General features: G+C 76.0%; 15 protein-coding genes. 11 read left to right on the forward strand and 4 right to left on the reverse strand.

Going from position 1 to position 23,020, the window contains the following annotated elements; translation table 11 throughout:
- Positions 1 to 1,514 (forward strand): response regulator (locus tag IE329_RS38275; RefSeq protein ID WP_190215691.1); only part of this gene is annotated, 1,514 nt, incomplete at its 5' end.
- A gap of 79 nt (positions 1,515 to 1,593) precedes the next feature.
- Positions 1,594 to 4,074, forward strand: a complete 2,481-nt coding sequence (locus IE329_RS38280) for a SpoIIE family protein phosphatase (protein ID WP_229928114.1) — start codon at positions 1,594 to 1,596, stop codon at positions 4,072 to 4,074.
- A 146-nt stretch (positions 4,075 to 4,220) separates the two neighbouring features.
- Here the strand turns inward: IE329_RS38280 and IE329_RS38285 are convergent, their stop codons facing one another.
- Positions 4,221 to 4,574 (reverse strand): PRC-barrel domain containing protein, encoded by a 354-nt coding sequence (locus IE329_RS38285; RefSeq protein ID WP_190215692.1) that lies wholly within the window; start codon positions 4,572 to 4,574, stop codon positions 4,221 to 4,223.
- Between the two features lie 382 nt (positions 4,575 to 4,956).
- On the opposite strand from IE329_RS38285, the gene IE329_RS38290 reads away from it, so the two are divergent.
- The 5 genes from IE329_RS38290 (at position 4,957) to IE329_RS38310 (ending at position 14,176) form a co-directional block, all read left to right on the forward strand.
- A complete protein-coding gene (locus tag IE329_RS38290; protein WP_034090357.1) occupies positions 4,957 to 5,160 on the forward strand; it encodes a cold-shock protein in 204 nt (67 codons plus the stop codon).
- A gap of 574 nt (positions 5,161 to 5,734) precedes the next feature.
- The gene (locus IE329_RS38295) at positions 5,735 to 7,273 is read left to right on the forward strand and encodes a DEAD/DEAH box helicase (protein WP_190215693.1); all 1,539 of its coding nucleotides are present in this window, start codon (positions 5,735 to 5,737) and stop codon (positions 7,271 to 7,273) included.
- 186 nt (positions 7,274 to 7,459) lie between these two features.
- The gene (locus IE329_RS38300; RefSeq protein ID WP_190215694.1) at positions 7,460 to 11,176 is read left to right on the forward strand and encodes a SpoIIE family protein phosphatase; all 3,717 of its coding nucleotides are present in this window, start codon (positions 7,460 to 7,462) and stop codon (positions 11,174 to 11,176) included.
- 178 nt (positions 11,177 to 11,354) lie between these two features.
- Positions 11,355 to 12,242, forward strand: a complete 888-nt coding sequence (locus tag IE329_RS38305; RefSeq protein WP_190215695.1) for a class I SAM-dependent methyltransferase — start codon at positions 11,355 to 11,357, stop codon at positions 12,240 to 12,242.
- A gap of 380 nt (positions 12,243 to 12,622) precedes the next feature.
- Positions 12,623 to 14,176: a M1 family metallopeptidase gene (locus tag IE329_RS38310; RefSeq protein WP_190215696.1), complete on the forward strand. Its 1,554-nt coding sequence runs from the start codon at positions 12,623 to 12,625 to the stop codon at positions 14,174 to 14,176.
- A gap of 214 nt (positions 14,177 to 14,390) precedes the next feature.
- Here IE329_RS38310 and IE329_RS38315 read toward each other — a convergent pair whose 3' ends face one another.
- A complete protein-coding gene (locus IE329_RS38315) occupies positions 14,391 to 14,771 on the reverse strand; it encodes a DoxX family protein (protein ID WP_190215697.1) in 381 nt (126 codons plus the stop codon).
- 301 nt (positions 14,772 to 15,072) lie between these two features.
- Positions 15,073 to 16,173, reverse strand: a complete 1,101-nt coding sequence (locus tag IE329_RS38320; RefSeq protein ID WP_190215698.1) for a baeRF3 domain-containing protein — start codon at positions 16,171 to 16,173, stop codon at positions 15,073 to 15,075.
- Positions 16,174 to 16,420: 247 nt separating this feature from the next.
- Between IE329_RS38320 and IE329_RS38325 the strand changes: the two genes are divergently transcribed.
- From IE329_RS38325 to IE329_RS38335, 3 genes are all read left to right on the forward strand, one after another.
- On the forward strand, positions 16,421 to 17,029 hold the full coding sequence (locus tag IE329_RS38325) for an FxLYD domain-containing protein (protein ID WP_229928115.1): 609 nt from the start codon (positions 16,421 to 16,423) through the stop codon (positions 17,027 to 17,029).
- A 119-nt stretch (positions 17,030 to 17,148) separates the two neighbouring features.
- Positions 17,149 to 17,361 carry a hypothetical protein gene (locus IE329_RS38330; RefSeq protein WP_190215699.1) on the forward strand — a complete coding sequence of 71 codons (213 nt, stop codon included), beginning with the start codon at positions 17,149 to 17,151 and terminating at the stop codon, positions 17,359 to 17,361.
- A 132-nt stretch (positions 17,362 to 17,493) separates the two neighbouring features.
- Positions 17,494 to 19,041, forward strand: coding sequence for an ATP-dependent DNA ligase (locus IE329_RS38335; RefSeq protein WP_190215700.1), 1,548 nt, complete (start codon positions 17,494 to 17,496; stop codon positions 19,039 to 19,041).
- A gap of 116 nt (positions 19,042 to 19,157) precedes the next feature.
- On the opposite strand, the gene IE329_RS38340 is transcribed toward IE329_RS38335, so the two are convergent.
- Positions 19,158 to 20,402 carry an MFS transporter gene (locus IE329_RS38340; RefSeq protein WP_190215701.1) on the reverse strand — a complete coding sequence of 415 codons (1,245 nt, stop codon included), beginning with the start codon at positions 20,400 to 20,402 and terminating at the stop codon, positions 19,158 to 19,160.
- Between the two features lie 550 nt (positions 20,403 to 20,952).
- On the opposite strand from IE329_RS38340, the gene IE329_RS38345 reads away from it, so the two are divergent.
- Positions 20,953 to 22,842, forward strand: a complete 1,890-nt coding sequence (locus tag IE329_RS38345) for a cation:proton antiporter (protein WP_190215702.1) — start codon at positions 20,953 to 20,955, stop codon at positions 22,840 to 22,842.
- Positions 22,843 to 23,020: the final 178 nt, after the last annotated feature.

Below are 23,020 nucleotides of genomic sequence, written 5' to 3' on the forward strand. Positions count from 1 at the left end.
GCTCCGACCTGCTGCAGCTGATCAACGACATCCTCGACCTCTCCAAGGTCGAGGCGGGGAAGATGGACATCAACCCCGAGCGGGTGCCGCTGCGCCAGCTGCTCGACTACGTCGAGGCGACCTTCCAGCCGCTGATCACCCAGAAGAGCCTGAGCTTCCGGATCACCACCGCGCCCGGGGTGCCCGCCGACATCCTCACCGACGACTACCGGCTCCGGCAGATCCTGCGCAACCTGCTGTCCAACGCGGTGAAGTTCACCGAGACCGGCAGCGTGCGGCTCAGCATCGAGAACGCGGACCTCGCCGACATCCCCGACCTGGCCCGGCACAGCGGCCCGGTGCTGGCCTTCCGGGTCGTCGACACCGGGATCGGGATCGCCGAGCAGCACCTGCAGAGCGTCTTCGGCGCCTTCCAGCAGGCCGACGGCACCACCAGCCGCAAGTACGGCGGCACCGGCCTCGGACTCTCCATCAGCCGCGAGATCGCCTACCTGCTGGGCGGCGCCATCACCGCCGAGAGCGCGGTGGGACAGGGCAGCACCTTCACGCTCTACCTGCCCGCCGCCCGCACCGACCTGGCCGGCCCGCAGGCCCGCGGCGGCGCCCCCGCCCGGACGGCCGCGCCCGCGGCCGTGGCCGCGCCGCTGCCCCGCCAGCGGCGGCGGCTGCTGGTGGTGGAGGCCCGCGCCGGCGGCCTGCTGTCCCTGGTGGCGGAGAGCGCCGTCGCGGACCTCGGCGACGCCGGGGACCTCGGCAGCGCCGCCCGCTCGGTCGAACTCGTCACCGCCCTCGGGGTACGGGAGGCCGCGGCCGCGCTGGCCACCGAGGCCTGCCACTGCGCGGTGCTCGACCTCGACCTGCCGGACGGCGCCGCACTGCGGTTCCTGGAGGAGGTCAACAACGACCCGGCGCTGCGGGGCGTGCCGATCCTGGCGCACAACAACCGCCGGATGCGGGCCGACCAGGAGCTCACCCTGCAGTCGCGGACCACCAGCCAGCCACTCGAACTTCTCTCCAGCCTGGACGAGTTGCGCGAACGCATCACCCTGCACCTGAGCGCCGACCAGCCCGGCGACGTGCTCCCGCTGGTCCGCCCGGAGGAGTCCGCGAAGCCCGCCGCCCGCGAGATCGGCGGCACCCTGGCCGGCCACACCGTGCTGGTGGTCGACGACGACGCCCGCAACCTGTACGCCATCACCGGCATCCTGGAACTCCACGGCATGCGGGTGCTGCACGCCGAGAACGGCCGGGCCGGCATCGAGGCCCTGGTCGCCAACCCGGCCGTGTCGGTCGTCCTGATGGACGTGATGATGCCGGAGATGGACGGCTACACGGCGACGGCGGCGATCCGCGCGATGCCCGAGCACGCCTCGCTGCCGATCATCGCGGTGACCGCCAAGGCGATGCCCGGCGACCGGGAGAAGAGCCTCGCCTCCGGGGCCAGCGACTACGTCACCAAGCCCGTCGACGCCGCGGACCTGGTCGCCTGCATCCAGCACTGGCTGGGCAGGTAGCCCGGCGCGCACCCGTCCCGCAGCAGGCCGCCACCGGCCCACCGCCCGGCCCCGGCAGACCCGACCGAAGGAGCAGCCCGTGCAGGTCCCCCCGCAGCCCGAGCCGGCGCCGCTGCTGCACCCGCCCGCGGCCCGGCGCCCCGCCGGGGCGGCCGTCCCGGAGCGGGACGGCGCGGCGCGACCGCCGGCCGACGCCCCGGCCGGGCGGGCGGAGGCCGCCGAGGTCACCGTCGGCCGGCTGGCGTCCACCGTGGAGCGGCTGCGCCGGCAGGTCCAGGAGGCCCAGGCCACCGCGGACGGCCGGGCGCTGGTCGAACTCGCCAAGGGCATCCTGGTCGAGCGGCTGGGCTGCGGCCCCTCGCAGGCCGCCCGGCAGCTCACCGAGCTGGCCGGGCAGGCCGGCCGGTCGCCGCTGGAACTGGCCGCGGAGATCGTCAACCAGGCGGCCCGCGACCACCTCACCGACACCACCCGGGACCTGCTCGCCCCGCCCGGGGCCGAGGCCCCGGGACCGCCCGTCGCCGTACGGCTGCGCAGCGCCGAGAGCGGGGCGCTGGCCGCCGGCGACACCCAGGCGGTCGCCGAGTCGCTGCTGGAGCACGCGCTCGCCCCGTTGGGCGCCACCGCGGTCGCCATCTGGAGCGCCCACCCGGACGGCTCGCTGGCGCTCGCGGGGCACGCCGGGTTCCCGGCCCAGGAGGCGGGCCGCTGGCACTACGTCCCCCCGGGCGTGGCCACCCCGGCCCGGCAGGCGCTGACCCGGCGCGCCGCCGTCTGGATCGAGTCGCTCGGCCGCTCGGGCCTGCCCTCGATCGGCCATCACCGCAACGCCGGCGGCCGCGCCGCCGTGCCGGCCGGGCTGGGCGGGCGGATCACGGGCGTGCTGGAGATCTGCTGGCCGGACGTGGCGGCCCCGCCCTCGCCGCAGATCCGGCGCCAGGCCGAGGCGCTGGCCGAGCTGTGCGCGCACACCCTGGAGCACCACTCCGGCGCCTTCCCCGGCCGGGCCGGCGCCCCCGGCGCGGAGCCCCCGCAGCGGCTGAACGAGCTGGTCGACCTCGCGGACGGCCTGCACGACCCGGCGCTGGTGCTGGTGCCGCACGTCGAGGACGGCCGGGTGACCGACTTCCGGGTGCACCACGCGGGGGCCCGGTTCGTGGACTTCGCCGGGCGCCCGCGCAGCGAGGTCGCCGGTTCGCTGCTGCTGGAGGCCTACCCGCTGGCGGCCGGGCCGGGCGGGCTGTTCGAACAGGTGGCGTACGTGCACGCCGGCGGGGAGCCGTTCCGGGCCGAGCGGATGACGCTGGCCGCCGTGGTCGGCCAGGTGCCGCTGAACGCGGTCGCCGATCTGAGCCTCACCCGGCACGGCGGCGCCGTCCTGCTGGTCTGGCGGATCGAGGACGAGGCGGCCCGGGTCGCCGAGCTGCTCCAGCACGCCCAGCGGCTGGGCCGGATCGGCGGCTTCGAGGAGAACACCCTCAGCGGCGGGATCACCTGGAACAGCCCGCTGTTCGACCTGTACGGCCTCAACCCGTCCGCGGCACCGATCCCGATCGACCAGTTGCAGGCGCACGCCCACCCGGACGACGCCGAGGCCATCGGGCGGTTCCTGCGGACCCTGCTGCACCACCTGCTGCCCGCCTCCACCGCGTTCCGGCTGCGGCGGCCGGACGGCATCGCCCGGCACATCCGGGTGGTCGCCGAGCCGGTGCTGGACCTGGAGGGCCGGCTGACCGCCGTCCGCGGCGCCTACCAGGACATCTCCTCCCAGCACTGGACCGAGGTGGCGCTGGCCGCCACCCGCGACCAGCTGGCCCAGAGCGAGCAGCAGGCGGCCGAGCGCAACCGGCTGGCCCGCCAGCTCCAGCACGCGATCATGCCGCCCACCCGCGGGCCGATGGACGCCTCCGGGCTGCGGATCGGGGTGCGCTACCGGCCGGCCGAGAAGGACCACCTGGTCGGCGGCGACTGGTACGACGCGGTGGTGCTGCCCTCCAAGCAGATCCTGCTCTGCGTCGGCGACGTCGCCGGCCACGGCATCGAGGCGGCCACCGGCATGGTCGCGCTGCGCAACGCGCTGCGCGGGCTGGCCGCCACCGGCGCGGGCCCGGGCCAGCTGCTGGCCTGGCTGAACGTGGTGGCGCACCACCTGACGGACAACGTCACGGCCACCGCCGTCTGCGGCCTCTTCGACCCGGACACCCGGACGCTGCGCTGGGCCCGGGCGGGCCACCTGCCGCCGGTGCTGCTGCGGGACGGCCGGGCGAGCACCCTGCCGCTGGTCGGCGGGCTGCTGCTGGGCGCGATCGCGGAGACCGAGTACGAGGAGTCCGAACTCCAACTGCAGGCCGACGACACCCTGTTGATGTACACGGACGGCCTGATCGAACGCAAGGACCGGTCGGTGCAGGACTCCCTGGACCGGTTGCTCACGCTCGCCCACGGGACGGCCGGGGCGAGCGCAGGGCCGACCCTGGAGAAGCGGCTCGACCACCTGCTGACCCACAGCAACGCCGACACGGACGACGACACCTGCCTGATCGGGGTGCAGTTGCTCTGACCGGGCGGGGCAGCCGGGGCGCCGTCAGGGCGTCGTCGGGGCGTCGCTGGGAGCGGACGGCGCTGGAGCGGGCACGCGGACGGGGGCGTGCCGGCTCCCGCCGTCACGCCCCCGCCGCCGCCCCCGCCGCCCGCCGGCCGGCGCGACTACAGCATCGTCCGGCCGTAGTAGTACTCACCGAGGTGCATCCGGTAGTCCGAGTCCCCGTCGTGCCGCTCACGGAGGAACTCGGGGGCGTCCTTGACGTCCTGCTTCGTCCGGTTCAGGTAGACCGTCCCGGTCTCGGTGTCGACGCTGGAGATGCACCCGGCCGGCAGCAAGACCTCCTTGCCGAAGATCCAGACACCGGTGTCGACCACGACGCCGGCCTCGCCGGCGTCCGCGGTGTGCTTGTCCACCTTGCCGATGTGGCCGTCGATCGCCTCGACCCGGTAGCCGGCCAGGTCCGTCCCGGTGAGGTAGCCGGTCTCCGTCCGGTGCTCCCAAAGGTTCTCGCTCACAGCGCAGTTCCTCTCCAAGGGGGTGCCCCCGCCGGCGCCCGGCCGGTCCGTCCGGAGCCGTCCGGGCGACGGGGATCCGCCCTGCGGCTGCCCCGCTTCCGGCCGTCCATGCCGACCGGTTCCGGGTGCTCCGGCGACACCGGACGCACCCGTTCACGAACACGCCGGAAAATCCCGCTGCCCGCCAATCGCCCGCGGCGGCGCCGATGCTGCTACAGTCGAATCAGTTGCAGTTTTGGTTCCCATGAAATTTTGTGTGCGCCTGCTGGTTCCAACAGACAGGCGCATTTTTATTTCCTCGGGTTTCCCGGGCTCGGCGTCAGCTCTGCAACGCGAAGTTCGCAAGTGGCGGGTTTCGTACAGTTCTGAAGGAGATTTTTATATGGCTACTGGCACCGTGAAGTGGTTCAACGCGGAAAAGGGCTTTGGCTTCATCGAGCAGGACGGTGGCGGCGCTGACGTGTTCGCCCACTACTCGAACATCAACGCCCAGGGCTTCCGTGAGCTGCTCGAGGGCCAGAAGGTCGAGTTCGACGTCACGCAGGGCCAGAAGGGCCCGCAGGCGGAGAACATTCGCCCCCTCTGACTTCCACTGCACCGGCATCTGCCATCGCAGCAGAGGCCCGTCCCGTGTGCAAGCACGGTACGGGCCTCTGGCCGTTTTTCACCGGGTGCGGCCGCGCCGCACACGACCCGGGCCCTGCCACCGGTGACACTCCGTACGCCAACTCCGGTCCTGCCGTACACGCCGCGTACCGGCCGTGTGCATACCCCGGACATGCCGCGTACACGTTGCCCGGTGTTTCGCATCCGCTTTCCCGCGTTTTCGCTCCGGCTACGCGTTTTCGCCCCGGTTCCGCCACCCGCCCAGGCCCCGCCCGCGGCCCCCGGCGAACCCCGCGGACGGGACGCGCGTCCCGGTCCCGTCCGGCGCGGACCGCCGCTCCCCGCCCGGCCCCCGCGGCCGCCCCGTACCGAGCCGTCGCCCCCGCACGGGGTGACGCCGCCAGGGCCGCCGGTCGGCGGACCCGGGTGAAGTACGGCACGGTTCCACCGCCCACGCCAGGCTCCACAGCTCAGGCCCGTTCCTTGCGACCTCCCCGTGGCCCCGTGCCGGGAGTCCTCCTCGCGACGTGCCTCCCGAGGAAGGATCTCTCCCCATGACCGGTTCCACCCGCTCCTCGTACTCCCCCTCGGCCGCCCGCTCCGGCGGCCGTCCCGCGTCCGCGGCCGGCCGTTCCGGCGGGCGCCCGTCCTCCTCCGGCGGCCGTCGCGGCGGCGGCGCCCCGGGCGGCCGCCGGCACGGCTCCGGGCAGGGCGAGTTCGCCCTGCCGGTGGGCTCGCCCGCGCTGCCGGCGGTCGAGGCCTTCGAGGAGCTGGAGATGCCCTCCCAGCTGCTGTCCACCCTGCTCCGCCAGGGCGTCACCGCGCCGTTCCCGATCCAGGCCGCGACCCTGCCGAACTCGCTGGCCGGCCGGGACGTGCTCGGCCGGGGCCGCACCGGCTCCGGCAAGACGATCGCCTTCGGCCTCGCCCTGCTGGCCCGTACCGCCGGCCGCCGGGCCGAGCCCGGCCGGCCGCTCGCCCTGGTGCTCGTGCCGACCCGCGAACTGGCCCAGCAGGTCACCGAGGCGCTCACCCCGTACGCGCACGCCGTGCGCCTGCAGATGGCGACCGTGGTCGGCGGGATGCCGATCCGCCGCCAGGCCCACCTGCTGCACCGCGGCGCGGAGATCGTGGTCGCCACCCCCGGCCGGCTGAAGGACCTGGTCGAGCGCGGCGACTGCCGGCTCGACGAGGTCTCGGTGACCGTGCTGGACGAGGCCGACCAGATGGCCGACATGGGCTTCCTGCCGCAGGTCACCGAGCTGCTGGAGCAGGTCGAGCAGGACGGGCAGACGATGCTCTTCTCCGCCACCCTGGACCGCAACGTGGACCGCCTGGTCCGCCGCTTCCTCAAGGACCCGGTGACCCACTCGGTGGACCCGTCCACCGCCACCGTCAGCACCATGGAGCACCACCTCCTGCACGTGCAGAACCACGACAAGGACACCGCGATCGCGCACATCGCCTCCCGGGCGGGCGGCGTGATCATGTTCACCGACACCAAGGACTCCGCCGACCGGCTGGTCGAGTCCCTGCTGGCCAACGGCGTCCTGGCCGCCGCCCTGCACGGCGGCAAGTCCCAGCCCCAGCGCACCCGGACCCTGGAGCAGTTCCGGGCCGGCGAGGTCACCGCGCTGATCGCGACCAACGTCGCCGCCCGGGGCATCCACATCGACGGCCTCGACCTGGTGGTCAACATCGACCCGCCGACCGACCACAAGGACTACCTGCACCGGGGCGGCCGCACCGCCCGCGCCGGCGAGTCCGGCACCGTGGTCACCCTGGTGCTGCCCAAGCAGCGCCGGGGCACCGCCCGGATGATGGCCTCCGCCGGGATCACCCCCAACTCGGTGGCGGTGCGCTCCGGCGACGCCGAGCTCACCCGGATCACCGGCGCCTGCGTGCCCACCGGCGTGCCGGTCGCCGCGCCCGAGCCGGTGGTGGAGCGCCCGCGCCGCCGCCCGTACGGCGCCTCCGGCGCCCGCGGTCACGCCGGGTACCCGGCCCGCGGCACCCGCTCCGGCCAGCCCGCGAGCCGCTCCGGCCGGCCGGCCCGCGCGGCGGCGCCGAGGCGCGGCGGCCCCGCCGCGTAACCGCACCGCCCCAGGGACTGCCCCGAGGCGGGCGCGCCGGACGCACGGCACGGCGGCGGGTGCGGGACGCACCCGCCGCCTTCCTGCGCCCCACCGCCGCCCGCGCTCCGCCCACCCCGGGTGGCCGGGGGCAGTCGGTGCGAAGATGGCAGGGCGGGTATTCGACCTCCGGGCGGTTTCCTGGCCATGCAGACGGACGGGCACAACGCGGCTGCGGGCGCCCGCCGGGACACACCCGGCGAGCGGCCCGCTCAGGACGGCCTCCTGTCGGTCCCGATCGCCACGGCGCTGATCGAGGACGACGGGCGGATCCTGCACTGGAGCGCCGACGCGGAGGCGCTGCTCGGCTACTCCGCCGAGGAGGCGGTCGGCACGCTGGCCGCGAAGATCCTGGTCACCGACGAGCAGCGGCCCGGCGTGATGAGCCTCTTCGAGGGCATCGTGCGCGGACGCGGCTGGTCGGGCGTCTTCCCGGTGCGCCACCGCGACGGCCACCACGTGAACCTGGAGTTCCGCACCCACCCGATCTCGGGCCCCGGCGGGCGGCCGCTCGTCCTGGCGGTGGCCTCGGACGTCACGGCGCTGCGCCGGGTGGAGGCCGACCTGGCGGTGCTCGACGGCTTCTTCACCCAGTCCCCGATCGGGATGGCGGTCTACGACACCGATCTGCGCTACGTCCGGCTGAACTCGGCCCTGGCCCGCTCCAACGGCCTGCTCGTGCCGGACCACCTGGGGCGCCGGGTCACCGAGGTGCTGCCGGGGATCAACGGCGCGGAGATCGAGTCGGTGATGCGGCAGGTGCTGGAGACCGGCGAACCGGTGATCGACACCCGCTCGCACGGCCGCACCCCGGGGGACCCTGAGCACGAGCACGCCTGGTCGGCCTCGTACTTTCGGCTGGAGGAGCCGGGCGGCAAGGTCCTCGGGGTGAGCTCCACCATCGTCGACGTGACCGAACACTTCCGCGCCGAGTCGCTCGCGGCCACCGCCCAGGAGCGGCTGACCCTGCTGGTGGACGCCGCCGCCTCGATCGGCACCACGCTCGACCTGCGGCAGACCGCGAAGGAACTGGCCGACGCGATCGTGCCGAGGATCGCCGACTCCTGCGGGGTGTTCGCGCTGGAGAACATGGTGGCCGAGGCCGGCGCGGGGCGGCCGCCCGCACCGCCGGGCACCGAGCGGCTGCGGGTCCGCCGGCTGGCGCTGGCCGCCTCCGAGGCGGACTACCCGTTGCAGGACCTGCCGGTCGACACCGTGCACGACATCCCGGCCGACTCGGCCTACGCGAAGGCCCTGGCCGGCGGCCGGCCGGTGGTGGCGCCGTCCTGGGAGCTGCCGCTGCTGGCGGCGGGGATGCCGGCCGAGCGGCTGCGGGCCTACCGGGGGCGCCGCTCGCGCGCGGTGCGGATCGTGCCGCTGGTGGCCCGGGGCACGGTGCTCGGCATGGTGGTCTACTCCCGGCGCGGAGCCCGGGCCTCGTTCGCCAAGGCGGACTTCACCCTCGGTGACGAACTGGCGCTGCGGGCCGCGGTCTCGATCGACAACGCCCTGCTGTACCTGCGCCGCGAGCAGGTCCTGAAGGCACGGGCGCAGGCCCTGCGGGACGCCAAGGCGGCCCAGGAGCGCCTCGCCGTCGTCAACTCGGCGTCCACCCGGATCGGCACCACGCTGGACCTCGGGCAGACCGCCCGGGAGCTGGCCGAGGTCGCCACACCGCGGCTGGCCGACGCGGTCGCCGTCGAGGTGCTGGACTCGCTGCTGCGCGGGGAGCGCGAGGTGCTCGGCCCGGCGGACCGCTCGGCGCAGCTGCGCCGGCTGGCCTTCAACGCCGCCGAGGGCTCGGGCGTGGTGCCGATCGAGCCGGTCGGGACGGTGGTGCGCTTCCACCCGAGCACCCCGCGCTCCTGGAGCCTGACCCACCGGCGGGCCGTGCTGGTGCCGCGGATGGACGACGAGGGCACCGCCTGGCTGGCCGACGACCCGGTGCGGGCCGAGGCCGCCCGGGACCAGAAGGTGCACACCTTCATGGTGGTGCCGCTGATCGCCCGTGGCTCGGCGGTCGGCATCGCGGCCTTCTACCGGACGGTCACCGCCCGCCCCTACGACGAGGACGACCTCGCGCTGGCCCGTGAACTGGCCTCCCGGGCGGCCGTCGCGATCGACAACGCCCTGCTCTACACCCGCGAGCGGGACGCCGCGCGGGACCGCCAGCTGGCCCTGGAGGAGGGCGACGCGGCCCGCCAGCGGCTGGCCCTGCTGAACGAGGCGAGCACCCGGATCGGCACCACCCTGGACGTCCACCGCACCGCCCAGGAGCTGGTCGAGGTGGTGATCCCCCGGTTCGCCGACTTCGTCACGGTCGACCTGCTGGACAACGTCCTGGACGGGGACGACCTGACGCCCCCGCTGGCGCACGACGGCTCGGTACGGCTGCGCGCCGTCGCGGTCGGCGAGGTGGGCCGGACGATGGCCGGCGCCGCGGACCCGGTCGGCCAGTCCTCCAACTCCGCCGAGGTCTATGCGGAGAGCCTGCGCACCGGCCGCTCGATCCTCGTCCCGGAGGTGGACGAGGCCGCCCTGCGCCGGATCGTGGCGGCCCCGGACCGGGTGCAGCCCAGCCTGGACGCGGGCGTGCACTCGTACCTGATGGTGCCGCTGCTGGCGCGCGGCGTGGTGCTGGGCGGGGCCGAGTTCATCCGGACCGCCAACCCCGAGCCCTTCACCCCGGCGGACGTCTCGCTGGCGGAGGAGCTGGCGGCGCGCGCCGCGGTCTGCATCGACAACGCCCGGCTGTACCGGCGGGAGCGGGACACCGCGCTGACCCTGCAGCGGAGCCTGCTGCCGCAGGAGGTGCACCGCACGGTGGGGCTGGAGATCGCCTACCGGTACCTGCCGAGCAGCGTCAGCAGCGAGGTCGGCGGCGACTGGTTCGACGTGGTGCCGCTGTCCTGCGGGCGGGTCGCGCTGGTGGTCGGCGACGTGATGGGCCACGGCATCCGGGCCGCCGCCACGATGGGCCAGCTGCGCACGGTGGCCCGGACCCTGATCACGCTGGACATGGATCCGGCCCGGGTGCTGCGCCGGCTGGACGACGCGACGGCGGCGATCGGCGAGGGCCAGTTCGCCACCGGGGTCTGCCTGGTCTACGACCCGTTGGAGCGCTCCTGCACGGCCGCCAGCGCCGGACACCTGCCACCGGTGGTGGCCGCTCCCGACGGGTCGGCCCGGCTGGTGTCGCTGCCGCCCGGCGCGCCGCTGGGGGTGGGCGGGGTGTCGTTCGAGACGGTCGAGTTCACCCTGCCGGAGGACGCCATCCTGGCGCTCTACACCGACGGCCTGGTCGAGCGCCGGGGCCACGACATCGACGAGGGCCTGGAGCTGCTGCGCCGGACGATGGCCGAGCGGAAGTTCTCGTTGGAGCGGACCTGCGACGCGGTGCTGACCGCCCTGGACGCACCGGCCAGCGAGGACGACATCGCGGTCATCATGGCGCGCTGCCGGCCGGTCGGCGCCGACCGGATCGCCATCCTCCCGCTCGGCGGGGACCACGCCATGGTCCGGCACGCCCGCCGGTTCACCCGGCGGACCCTGGCCGGCTGGGACCTGGCGCCGATCGCCGACCTGACCGAGCTGCTGACCAGTGAACTGATCACCAACGCCATGCTGCACGCCGGTGCCCCGACCCAGCTGCGGATCTTCCGCAACCGCTACCTGACGGTGGAGGTCGCCGACCAGGACGCCCGGGCGCCCCGGCCGCGCCGGGCGGCCGAGGGTGACGAGGGCGGCCGCGGAATGCACCTGGTCGACGAGCTGGCCCACCGCTGGGGCAGCCGCAGCACCGGCCACGGCAAGGTGGTCTGGTTCGAGGTGGAGCTCCCAGGCGCGGCCGGCCGCCAGGACTGACCGGGCCTGCGCCCGCACCGCCTCCGGGGCCGGCCCCGCCGCCGCTGTGCCGCCCCGACCGCCCGCCGCCTGCCCCGAGCGCCGCCTGCCAGGACCGCCCGGCCGGACCGCCGCCCGGCCGGTGCGGCATAGTGGCGGCGGGGCACGACCGGACGACCTACCACGACAGCGGGAACCGATGGAGACAGACGTGGCGACGGTGGAGAGTCCGAAGCGCCCGGCCGGGGCGGCCGGGGCGGACCCGAACGGGAAGGGCAGCAACTTCGAGGAGTTCGAACGCGCCGGCTGGGCGCGGCGCAGCGGTACCTACGACGAGGGCTTCGGCCGGATGACCGCGGGGGTGCACGAGCCGCTGCTGGAGGCGGCGGGGGTGCGGCGCGGCACCCGGCTGCTGGAGGTCGGCTGCGGCACCGGCCGGCTGGCGCTGGCCGCGCTCGGGCGGGGGGCCGCGGTGGTGGCCACCGACGCGGTGGAGCAGATGGTGGCGGAGGCCGCCGCGGCGCTGCCGCGGGCCCGGGTGCTGCACGCGGCGCTGCCCCGGCTGCCGTTCGGGGACGGGGACTTCGACGCGGTGGCCGGTGCCTTCGTGATCAACCATGTGCCCGAACCGGCCGCCGCGGTGGCCGAGTTGGCCCGGGTGACGGCTCCCGGCGGGCGGGTGGCGCTGTCCTGCTGGGACGCCCCGGAGCGGAACCTGGCCCAGGGCCTGGTCGCCGCCGCGGTGGCCGAGGCGGGCGCGACCCCGGCCGGTGACCTGCCCAGTCACTCCCCGTTCGCGCCGTACGGCTCTCCGGCGGCCTTCGCGGGCCTGCTGGCCGGTGCCGGGCTGACGGCCGTCCGGGTGGAGCCCGTCCGCTGGACCCACCGGGTGGACCCGGACCGCTGGTGGGGGGACATCCTGACCGGGACGGTGCTGACCGCTTCGCTGATCGAGGGTCAGGACGCCGGGACGGTGGCTCGGATCCGCGCCGCGTACGACCGGCTGGTCGCACCGTACGCGCGGCCCGACGGCTCGGTGGAGCTGCCGGTGGCGGCGCTGGTCGCGGTGGCGACCCGGCAGGGGTAGTCCGGAGCGAGGGCCCTGCGGGCCCCGGATGCCCTGCGGAAGCCGCAGGCGCTGCGCGGTGGTGCGCGCGCCGCGGGGAAGGGGACGGCCGCCGGACCTGGCCAGGTCTCCGGCGGCCGTGGCCCCGTCCGTCAGGGGGCGGGGCACTTGTCACCCTAGGGACGCGGGCCGTCACCCGCCAGACGAATGGGCCGTCCGGCTGACGGCGGGTGCGACGCCCGCCCGGCACGGGCGGCGGCCACCCCGGCGCGGGGCTCCCCCGAACGACGGACCGGGAAGTCTTTTCGGGTACGAAGCGCGGCCGGCAGGGCTCGCGCGGCCGGGCGGACGGGTAGCGATCGATCGCCGGGTTCCACCGGCCACGGCCGTCTGGGGACTTGATGCTCGCACTGCTCGTCGCACGGACCGGGCTCGCCGCCGCCCTCGCCGTCACAGGCGTCACGGGCGTCACAGGCGTCACAGGCGCCACCACCCCCCACCGCCCTGGGGCAGCTCCGGGCCCGGACAGGCCCCGGGCCGCCGCGCCCGCCGCCCCCGGTGACCCCGTCTTCCCCGGTCTCGGCAACCCCGGCTACGACGCGCTCGCCTACCACCTCGCCTTCGACTACCGGGAGGAGAGCCGGACGGTCGAGGCCGTCGCGGAGATGACCGCGCGGAGCACCGCGGACCTGCCGTGGTTCGAGCTCGACGCGCTCGGCCTGTCGGTGCACGGCGTACGGGTGAACGGCCGCCCGGCCGGCTTCGCCCTGCACGACGAGAAGCTGAGGATCACCCCGGCGGCCACCGTCCGGCGCGGGGCGGGCCTGACGGTCAGCGTCGCCTACTCCGCCGACCCACGGGCCCGGCTGCCGCACAGCGGCTGGGTCCCGACCGCCGACGGGTTCGCCCTGGCGGGGCAGCCGGACAGCGCGCACACGGTCTTCCCGTGCAACGACCACCCGAGCGACAAGGCCCGGTACACCGTCCGGGTGACGGCGCCGAGCCGTCTGCTGGGGGTGGCCGGCGGCACCCTCACCGACACCGAGGAGCACGGGGGCCGCACCACCCGCAGCTACGTGATGCGCGATCCGGCGGCCGCCGAGCTGCTCCAGGTCGCGGTCGGCGACTACCTGGTGCGCGAGCGCCTCCTGCCCGGCGGCCCGCGGCTGCGCGACGTCGTACCGCGGGGCCGGGCCGCCGCGCTCGGGCCCGCGCTGGACCTCACAGCGGCGCAGCTCGCCTGGGCCGAACAGCACCTCGGGGCCTACCCCTTCGAGGCGTACGGGCTGCTGCCCGCGGACACCGACGACCCGGCCGCGTTCGGCTTCACCGGGCTGGAGACCCAGACCCTGACGCTCTACAAGCCCGGGTTCCTGACCCGCCCGGAGCCCCTGATCGGGGCGCACATGATGCACGAGCTGGTGCACGCCTGGTTCGGCGACAGCGTCTCGCCGCGGACCTGGGCCGATCTCTGGCTGAACGAGGGTCACGCCGACTACTACGGCATGCTCTACCGCTACGAGCGCGGCTGGCCGGACGGGCTCGGCCTCACCTCCCTGGAGGCGAACCTGCGCGAGGCCTACTCCCACGGCGACCAGTGGCGGCTCGACTCCGGCCCGGTGGCGGCGCCCACCCGGGCGGCCCTGTTCGACAGCCAGCGCTACGCCGGCGGGGTGCTGGTGCTCTTCGCCCTCAGGGAGAAGGTCGGCGCGGCGGTCTTCGACCGGATCGAGCGGACCTTCCTGTCCAGGTACCGGCACGGCGTCGCCGGCACCGGTGACTTCATCGCGACGGCCGGCGAGGTGGCCGGGCAGGACCTGAGCGGGTTCCTGACCGACTGGCTCTACGGCACCCGCACCCCGCCGATGCCGGGCCGGCCCGACTGGACGGTGACCCCGGCCGTCCCCGGCGGGCCTGGGCCCCGGACGGCGCCGCAGGGCTCCTCCACGCTCTGACCGCCCGGCCGTCCCGGGGCGGCCCGCCGGGACCCCCTGCCGAACCGTCCGCCGGGGTCGCAGTCGTACGCCCGCGCGTACGCCCGGTCCGTGCTGCGCCGCGCCGCCCGCGCGCCGCTGCCGGGGCCGGGCGGCGGGGCGCACCGTAGTGGCCACGGCCCGCCCGTCGACCGGCTCTGCTCCGGACGGCGGGCGGGACGTCCAGCCGTCCGGGTCAGGCCTTCCGGCCGACCCGCAGGGCCCACCAGACCAGCGGTATCTGCAGCGGCACCCGGGCCCAGGCACCCTGCCGGTACGGGGTCGGGCGGCGCCGCCAGTCGACCGCCATCTTCACGTTCCCGGGCAGGACGGCCACGAAGAGACCGGCCGCGGCGAGCCCGCCGATCCGCCGGGTGCGCGGCACGGCGACGGCCGTCCCGATCGCCAGCTCCGCGACGCCGCTGGCGTACGTCCAGGTCCGGGGCCCGCCGGGCAGCGACCGGGGGACGAGGGCGTCGAAGGTCCTCGGCCGGGCGAAGTGGGCCGCACCGGCGAGCAGGAGCAGGGCCGCCAGCGGGCGCGCGGCCCGGCCGGCGGACGATCGGGACGATGACACGAGGTACCTCCGGGGGGGCCGTTCCGAAGCGGAAGGCGCCAGGTTACCGGAGAGTAGCAAGGTCATGCGGGTCCTTCCGCGGATATCCCGTGAAGATCGCCGGCCCGGCCGGCCCGGCCACGGCCGGCAGGCGGGGCCGCACCCGCGGGACCCGGCCGGAACTCCCGCCCCGGTGCCGTCGCGGGCCTGCCGTCGCGGGCCGCCCGGCCCGGCCGGTCCAGGACGCCGCGCCGGCCGGCACCCGCCGCACGCGCCGCGGCACCGGGACGCCCGCCCTGGAGGCGCCCCGGCCCGCACCGCCTCAGTAGCGCAGGACGGCCGCGATCCGGCCCTGTCCGGCCAGCTCCCCGGTGGGCACGAACTCCACCTGCGCGCCGGTGTCCAGGGCCCGCTCGACGATCTCGTCGACCATGTCGTCCCGTACGTCCGGTTCGCCGGCGGGGGCCGGGACGAGGTGGTTGTCGGTGACCCGCACCGGCTCCCAGTAGTCCTCCTCCAGCACCACCAGCGCGGCCCGGCCCTCGGCCACGCTCTGCCACACCTCGTCGATGCCGGCCGCCAGCGCCTTGACGCCGAGGGCCTGGTCCAGCCGCTCCTTGGCCTGGACGACCGCCCGGGCCCCCTGCTCCTTGACCGCCCCGGCCACCGCCTCGCGCACGGCCGCCACCGAGGCCCGGCCGAGCCCGCCCCTGGGCACCTGGGCCACCGCCGTCTTGGCCGCCGTCCCGATCTCCTCCAGCACGGCGAGCGCGGCCGCCTCGCCCAGCACGTAGAGCGGGCGCGGGTCGGCCTCCAGGACGGCGGCGAGGGTGGTGTCCGCCTCGCGCAGGTAGTGCCGGGTCTGCTCGTCCCGGAAGGTGCTCGGCACGTCGCCGATCCGCTCCTTGCGCTCGACGTCCGGCAGGTCCGGCTGCAGCTCCACCGGGAAGCCCCGGTCGGTGGCCTCGGCCAGCCGCGGGCCGGCGCCGCCGAACAGGGCCGCGCGCTCGGCGGAGACGGTGAGCACCCAGTAGGGCGCGGCGGCGGCCTGGGCGGCGACCAGGTTGCGGGTCAGGAAGGTCTCGGAGAACACCACCCGCTCGGGCACCGCCCGCGGGAGCGACCAGACCTGGTGCTCGCCGGGGGCGGCGAAGATCAGCAGGCCGTCCTCGGCATGCACCAGGTCGACCTCGGCGACCGCCTGGTCGAGCTGCTGGACCACGTCCAGCCGGTCGGCCCGGGAGACCGCCTCGTCGGCCTGCAGACGGCTCTTCGCCTCGGCGACCAGGTTGCGCAGGCGCACCGGGTCCTGGGCGTTGTCGGGCTCGCTGCGGTGTGTGGGCATGACCACCGAGACCGCCGGGTAGCGGCGCGGCCGGCGGAGCTCGGCGAGGACGGACGGCGTGAGCTCGGCAGAGTGCATGAGGCGCCCTTCGTGTCAGGAATGTCCTTGGCACTCCTCCCCTGAACCGACTGTCGCTATTCGGGTAAAACGGAAAAACCCGGAAACTGCCGAACACTCCGGGAAAAGGGCTGAATCCCGACAGGACGGCACCACCCGGACGGCCGAGACGACCGCGCGGCGGCCCGCGATCGGTTGCAGCCTGGGGCGAGCGGGGGCGAGCAGCCGGCCCGCCGCGATCGACCCGACGCGACTCAGGAGCGCCCACGTGACGAACACCGGCGGCCGCACGACCCTCCGAACCCACCGGCTGCACCCGCTGCGGCTCGCCGCGGCGACGGCCCTGCTGGCGGTCACCGCCACCACCGTGGCGGCCTGCGGCAGCAGCTCCGACGGCACGTCCGCGAGCAACTCGCCGGGCCGCCCCACCGTGCAGGGCACGCCGCCGTCCTCCCTGCTGCCCTCGGCGCTGCTCTCCTCGGCCTCCGCGCTCGCCTCGGCTGCCTCCGTCCAGGCCTCCGCCTTCCAGTCCTCGGTGTCCGCCGAGGTGTCCCGCGCCAACGCCTCCGCCTCGGCCGCGCTGGCCGGCGTGACGGGGACGGGGAACGCGGTGTCCGACGTCACCCTGACGGGCGTTCCGGTCGCCCAGTCCGGCGGCCACCGGGCGGCCGTGGTGACGATCACCAACAGCACCTCCTCGGCGGCCTCGTACGCCGTCCAGGTCGACTTCGTGGACGCCTCCGGGAACGTCGTCGACACCACCGTGGTCGGCGCGACGGACCTCCAGCCCGGGGCCAAGGCCTCCCCGGTCGCCTTCGGGGGCAGCGACAGCGGGACGGCCACCACCCCCCGGGTCGCCAAGGCCCAGCGCTACTGATCCGGCCCGGCCGGCGCGGCCCCCGGACGACAGCGCCCGGTGGCGGGCCGCGGCGGAGGTCGCGGCCGGCCCGCGCGGGCGGCCCGTGACCTCCGCCGCGGCCCGTCGTTGGACACGGCATGAAGAAGCGCAGCATGCTCGCCGTCGCGTCCCTGGCCGCCGGAGTCCTCGGCTCCCTCCTCGCCCCCAGCGCGCACGCCGGGACGCCCGAGCAGGGAGCGGGCGCCGGCACGCAGCCCGCCACCGGCGTCCTGGACCGCGTCGCCGAGGACACCCGGGCCGTCGTCGCCGACGGCAGCACGGTCACCGGCCAGGGCACCCTCCAGGGCTGAGCCCGTCCCGGGGCGGTCCGCCGGGGTCCGTCGAGGGCCTCGGTGGCCGCCCCTTCGGCGTGCCCGGCGGGGCGGAGCACCCGGGCCGGGCCCATGCTGGACGGAGACCTCCGCCCGGACCGAGGAGCCTGCATGCTGCTCCGGCATCTCGCCCGCACCTCGCGGGACGTGGCCGCCGAGCCGGCCCGTACCGGCAAGATCACCCTGCTGGCCGAGTGCCTGCGGGCGCTCGCCCCCGAGGAGGTGCCGGCCGCCGTCGCCCTGCTCTCCGGCGAGTCGCAGCGACTGCGGGCCGGGGTCGGCCCGGCGGCGCTGCGCGAGCTCCCGCCGCCCGCGCCCGAGGCCACGCTCGGTGTGCTGGAGACCGAACGGGCCCTGCTCCGGCTCGCCGCCGTGCAGGGCCGGGGCTCGCGGGCCGAGCGCCGCCGGCTGCTGGACGGGCTGTTCGGCCGCGCCACCGGGGAGGAACAGGACTTCCTGCGGGCCGTCCTCGCCGGGGAGCTGCGGCAGGGGGCCCTGGACGCGGTGATGGCGGAGGCCGTCGCCCGGGCCGCCGGCGTGCCCGGCGCGGCCGTCCGGCGGGCGCTGATGTTCCGCGGCTCCGCCCGCGCGGTCGCGCAGGCCGCGCTGGGCGGCGGGGTCCCCGCCCTGGCCGCCTTCCGGCTCGAGGTCGGCCGCCCGGTCCGGCCGATGCTGGCCTCCTCGGCCCCCGACGTGGCCGCCGCGCTGGAGCGGACCGGCCCGGCCGCACTGGAGTGGAAGCTGGACGGCATCCGGATCCAGGTGCACCGGGACGGCGACGAGGTCGCGGTGTTCACCCGGGGGCTGGACGACATCACCGGCCGCCTCCCCGAGGTGGTCGAGGCGGCCAGGTCGCTGCCGGTGCGCAGCGCCGTCCTGGACGGCGAGGCGATCGCGCTGGCCCCCGACGGGCGGCCGCGCCCGTTCCAGGTGACCGCCGCCCGGACGGCCTCCCGGCAGGACCCGGCACGGCTGCGCGCCGAAGTGCCGCTGCACGCCTTCTTCTTCGACCTGCTGCACCGGGACGGCGAGGACCTGGTCGACCGGCCGGCCCGCGACCGGTGGTCGGCGCTGGCCGGCGCCGTCCCGGCGGACCTGCGGGTGCCGGCCGTCGAGGCGGAGGACCGGGTGGCGGCCGAGGCGTTCTTCCAGCAGGTACTGGCCCGGGGCCATGAAGGCGTACTGGTCAAGGACCGGGACGCGCCGTACGCGGCCGGGCGGCGCGGGGCCGGTTGGATCAAGGTCAAGCCGCACCACACGCTGGACCTGGTGGTGCTGGCGGCGGAGTGGGGCAGCGGGCGCCGCCGGGGCCACCTCAGCAACCTGCACCTGGGCGCCCGGGCGGGCGAGGGGCCGGGGCCGGAGTCCTGGGTGATGCTCGGCAAGACCTTCAAGGGCCTGACGGACGAGTTGCTCGCCTGGCAGACCGGCGAGTTGCTGGCGCGGGAGGTCGGACGGGACGCGTACACCGTCCGGGTGCGGCCCGAACTGGTGGTGGAGATCGCCTTCGACGGGCTGCAGCGCAGCTCCCGCTACCCCGCCGGGCTGGCCCTGCGCTTCGCCCGGGTGGTGCGCTACCGGGCGGACAAGCCGGCCGCCGAGGCGGACACGGTCGCCACCGTCCGCGCCATCGCCGAGGCCGGCGGTCTGGGCGGCTGAGCCCGCCTCCGCGTCCGTGACGTACCGGCCGGCCCCGTGCACGGCCCGTACCGCCGGACGCCAGGGGTGCCGTGACCTGCGGCCCGCTGCGCGGCCGGACGGCCCGTCACGGCGGGTCAGCCCGGGCCCAGGACCTTCTCCCGGGCGGGGTGCGCGGCCGGCTCGGCGCGGGGCAGCAGCAGCGGGGTCGCGAGCAGGAGCAGCCCGGCGACCGCGATCGCCGTCCGGGGGCCGGTGAGGCCGGCCAGCAGGCCCCAGAGGGCGGTCATGGCCGCCACCGAGGCCTTGGCGGTGACCGACCAGGCCGACAGCGTCCGGGTGACCCGGTCCGTCGCGGTCTGTTCGAGCCGGTAGGTGGCGAACACCGGGTTGAACACCCCCATGCAGGTGATCAGCACGAATTCGACGGCGACCACGAGCAGCAGCCCGCCGGCCCCGGGGCCGACGAAGGCCAGGCCGACCGACCAGCAGGCCCGCAGGGTACCGGCGGTGAGCAGCATCCGGCGCTGCCCGAAGCGGGCGACCAGCGGGCGGGCCAGCCGTGAGCCGAGCAGGCCGCCGAGGCACGGCAGCGCGAACCCGAGCAGGTACTGCCAGGGGGCGAACCCGAGCGGGCCCAGCATCAGGACGGCGAGCAGCGGGGTGCTCGCCATGATCAGCCCGTTGACCAGGACGGTGTTGAAGAACAGCGGGCGCAGGGCGGGGTGGCCGAGGATGTGCCGCCAGCCCTCCAGCACCGCCCCGGCCCGCGGGCGGGCGTCGGCGGGCCGCACGGGCCGCGGCTCGCCGCCGCCGATCGCGCCGATGCCCGCCGCCGAGAGCAGGTAGCTGACGGCGTTGGCGAGGACGGTGACCACCGGCCCGAACAGCCCGATCGCGGCCCCGCCCAGCGCGGGCCCGAGCACGGTGGCCGTCCAGGTGGTGGACTCGAAGCGGGCGTTCGCGACCAGCAGGTGCTCCGGGGCGACCAGCGTCTTGAGGTAGGCGCCGCCGGCGGCCGTGAAGGTGATGTCGGCCGCGGCGGTGATCACCGCGACCACCAGGAGCTGGGCGAGGCTCAGCCGGCCGAGCACGAACGCGACCGGGACGCTGGTCAGCACCGCGAAGCGGACCAGGTCGGCCGCGACCATCACCGGCCGCTTGCGGCGGAACTCCACCCAGGGGCCGAGCGGCACCGCCGCCGCCGCACCCACCGTCAGCCCGGCCGCCGCCAGCAGCGACACCCCGGTCGGCCCGACGTGCAGCACCAGGATCGCGATCAAGGTGAAGGCGTCGAAGGCGAGCCAGGTGCCGAAGGTACTGACCGCGAAGGCCGCCCAGAGCCACTCGAACTGCCGCCCCGGCGACCGCTTCTTCCCCATCCGCCCAGCTCACTCCTTCGTCACCGCGCTCGGACACCGGTGACACGCGCAGGGCTGACGCCCTGCCGTCGAGCAGGACAGGTGTCCGATATGTTCACATCTGCAACTTGACGACCGGTAGGTCCGACGCCGGTTCCGACAGCTCCGGGAGGCGGGTGCGGGAATGCACCAGGGTCTCACAGCCGGCCCGGCCGGGCGGGCGGGCTCCTCGGTGGTCGCCCCCGGCGGCGAGCGGCGCCGCGGGGAGCCGGCTCCGGCCCGGCCGGCAGCCCGGGGCAGCGGGACGGTCCGCGTGCCGGGCCCGGTCCGCGTCCGGCGGGACGGCGACGCCGGGGTGCCCCTGGCGGAGGCCCAGGCCTCACGACGAGGCCGCCGGTTTCGGGCCCGCCCGCCGCCCGGGGCCCGCGCCCGCAGCACCACCCGTCCCCGCAACACCACCCGCCCGAACGCCTCCCCGGCACCCCAGGCCCCCCGGGGGCACCACTCCAAGCCGCCGCCCCGGCACCCCACGGGGGCCGGGGCACCCGCCCGTACGGAAGGACCGGCGCCCGTGACCACCCAGCAGATCTTCGTCGGCTTGGGCCTGATCGTGGTGCTCGCGGTCGGCGGGCAGGTCCTCGCCGCCCGGCTGCGGATCCCGGCGATCATCGTACTGCTGCCGCTGGGGTTCGCGGCGGGCGCGATCACCGACACCGTCCACCCGGACCAGCTCCTCGGGGACGCCTATCCGCCGCTCGTCTCGCTCGCCGTCGCGGTGATCCTCTACGACGCCGGCCTCGGACTGGACCTGCGGCGGCTGAGCGGCGACACCCGGCGGGTGGTCCACCGCCTGGTCTGGTTCGGGGCCCTGCTGACCGCGCCGGTCGCGGCGTTCGCGGCGGCCCCGCTGCTGGGCCTTTCGGCCCAGGCGGCGGCGATGCTCGGGACCATCCTGATCGTCTCCGGGCCCACCGTCGTCGGGCCGGTGCTGAACTTCGTCCGGCCCGAGGAACGGCTCCAGCGCATCCTGCTCTGGGAGGGCTCGCTGATCGACGCGGTCGGCGGGATCGCCGGCGCGCTGGTGTTCCACGCGCTGATCAACGACCGGAAGCACGGCCTGGGGCACGGCGTCCTGCAGTTCCTGGGCAGCGTCGGCATCGGCCTGCTCGGCGGCGCGGCCGGTGTCGCACTGCTGTGGTGGCTGCTGGTGCGGGTGCGGCTGGGCGAGATCCTCGGGACGACCGTGCAACTGGCGGCGGTGATCGGGATCGCGGCCGGCTGCGACGCCGTCCGCGACGACACCGGGCTGATCGCGGCGATCGTCATGGGTGTCGCGGTCGCCACCCTCCCCGCCTTCGAACTGGCCCTCCGGCGGCCCTTCTTCGAGTCGCTGGTCTCGCTCGCCGTCGGCGTCCTCTTCATCTCGATCTCCGCGACGGTCACCTGGGCCTCGCTGCGGCCGGTGCTGCTGCCCGCCCTCGGCCTGGTCGCCGTCCTGGTGCTGGCGGCCCGCCCGCTGGTGGCCGCGCTCTCCACCTTCGGCACCGGCCTCTCCCCCGGCGAACGGGCCTTCCTGGGCTGGATGGCACCGCGCGGCATCGTCGCGGCGTCCACGGCGGCCACGTTCTCGGCCCAGCTCGCGGCCGCCGGGATCGGCGGCGCGAACCGGATCCTGCCCGCCACCTTCCTGGTCATCGTCGCGACCGTCACCCTGTACGGGTTGACCGCCGCACCGGTGGCCCGGCGGCTGGGCGTGGTACGGCCGGCCCGCTCGCGGCCGCTGCTGGTCGGCGGGGACCCGTGGGTGCTGGAGCTGGGACGGGTGCTGGACTCGGCGGGGCTGGACACCCTCGTGTGGGCCGGGCGCACCGCGGAGCGGGAGCGGATCGACGCCGCGGGGCTGGAGCTCGCCGGGAGCGATCTGCTGGACTGCGCGAGCGGCGAGGGGGCCGAGCGGGAAAGCGTGACCGCCGTGTACCTGCTCACCGCGGACGACGACTTCAACGCCCTGGTGTCCGCGCTGCTCCAGGACGACGAGGGCCGGTCGGTGCACCGGCTGGCCCCCGCCGAGTCCCTGGAGCACGGTGCCCCGGCCGGTCCGGGGAGCGGCCTGTTGTTCGGCACCGGCCTGACCGGCCCGGTGCTGGCCGGGCGCTTCCGGGACGGCGCCGCGATCTCGGCCCGGCCGGCCGGGGGCCCGCTCCCGCCCGGGTACGACCTGCTGTTCACCGTCGGTCCGGGCGGCCGGCTGCGGCCGGCCGGCACAGGCACGGGGCCGGGTGCGGGCGGCACGGGCACGGGGCCGGGTGCGGGCGGCACGGGCACGGGGCCGGGTGCGGGCGGTACGGGCGGCACGGGCATGGGCGGCGATGTCCGCAACGGGACGCTGATCCTGCTCGGCCCGGCGCCGGCCGTCGCGCGCCGGCCCGAGGGCCGGGGCCGGGGCACGATCGAGGGATGACCACCGGGGTACGGGTGGTGTGGGCCGTACCGGTCGTGCCGCTGTGCCGGTGGTCCGGCGCGAGGTGGCGCGGGTGCGCCGGAGGCCGCCCGGATCGTCTCCGGGCGGCCTCCGGCCTTCAGGTCAGCTGGTGGCGATGGAGGTGTCGTCGATCACGAAGCTCGTCTGCAGCGAGGAG

The organism is Kitasatospora indigofera (genome assembly GCF_014655955.1).
GTDB lineage: Bacteria > Actinomycetota > Actinomycetes > Streptomycetales > Streptomycetaceae > Kitasatospora > Kitasatospora indigofera.

What these genes read in the sequence shown, in the direction of transcription:
- IE329_RS38290 (WP_034090357.1), top strand. Translation starts at nt 4,957, where the DNA reads ATGGCTACTGGCACCGTGAAGTGGTTCAACGCGGAAAAGGGCTTTGGC.
- IE329_RS38340 (WP_190215701.1), bottom strand. Translation starts at nt 20,402, where the DNA reads ATGGGGAAGAAGCGGTCGCCGGGGCGGCAGTTCGAGTGGCTCTGGGCG.
- IE329_RS38295 (WP_190215693.1), top strand. Translation starts at nt 5,735, where the DNA reads ATGACCGGTTCCACCCGCTCCTCGTACTCCCCCTCGGCCGCCCGCTCC.
- IE329_RS38310 (WP_190215696.1), top strand. Translation starts at nt 12,623, where the DNA reads ATGCTCGCACTGCTCGTCGCACGGACCGGGCTCGCCGCCGCCCTCGCC.
- IE329_RS38305 (WP_190215695.1), top strand. Translation starts at nt 11,355, where the DNA reads ATGGAGACAGACGTGGCGACGGTGGAGAGTCCGAAGCGCCCGGCCGGG.
- IE329_RS38335 (WP_190215700.1), top strand. Translation starts at nt 17,494, where the DNA reads ATGCTGCTCCGGCATCTCGCCCGCACCTCGCGGGACGTGGCCGCCGAG.
- IE329_RS38300 (WP_190215694.1), top strand. Translation starts at nt 7,460, where the DNA reads ATGCAGACGGACGGGCACAACGCGGCTGCGGGCGCCCGCCGGGACACA.
- IE329_RS38330 (WP_190215699.1), top strand. Translation starts at nt 17,149, where the DNA reads ATGAAGAAGCGCAGCATGCTCGCCGTCGCGTCCCTGGCCGCCGGAGTC.
- IE329_RS38320 (WP_190215698.1), bottom strand. Translation starts at nt 16,173, where the DNA reads ATGCACTCTGCCGAGCTCACGCCGTCCGTCCTCGCCGAGCTCCGCCGG.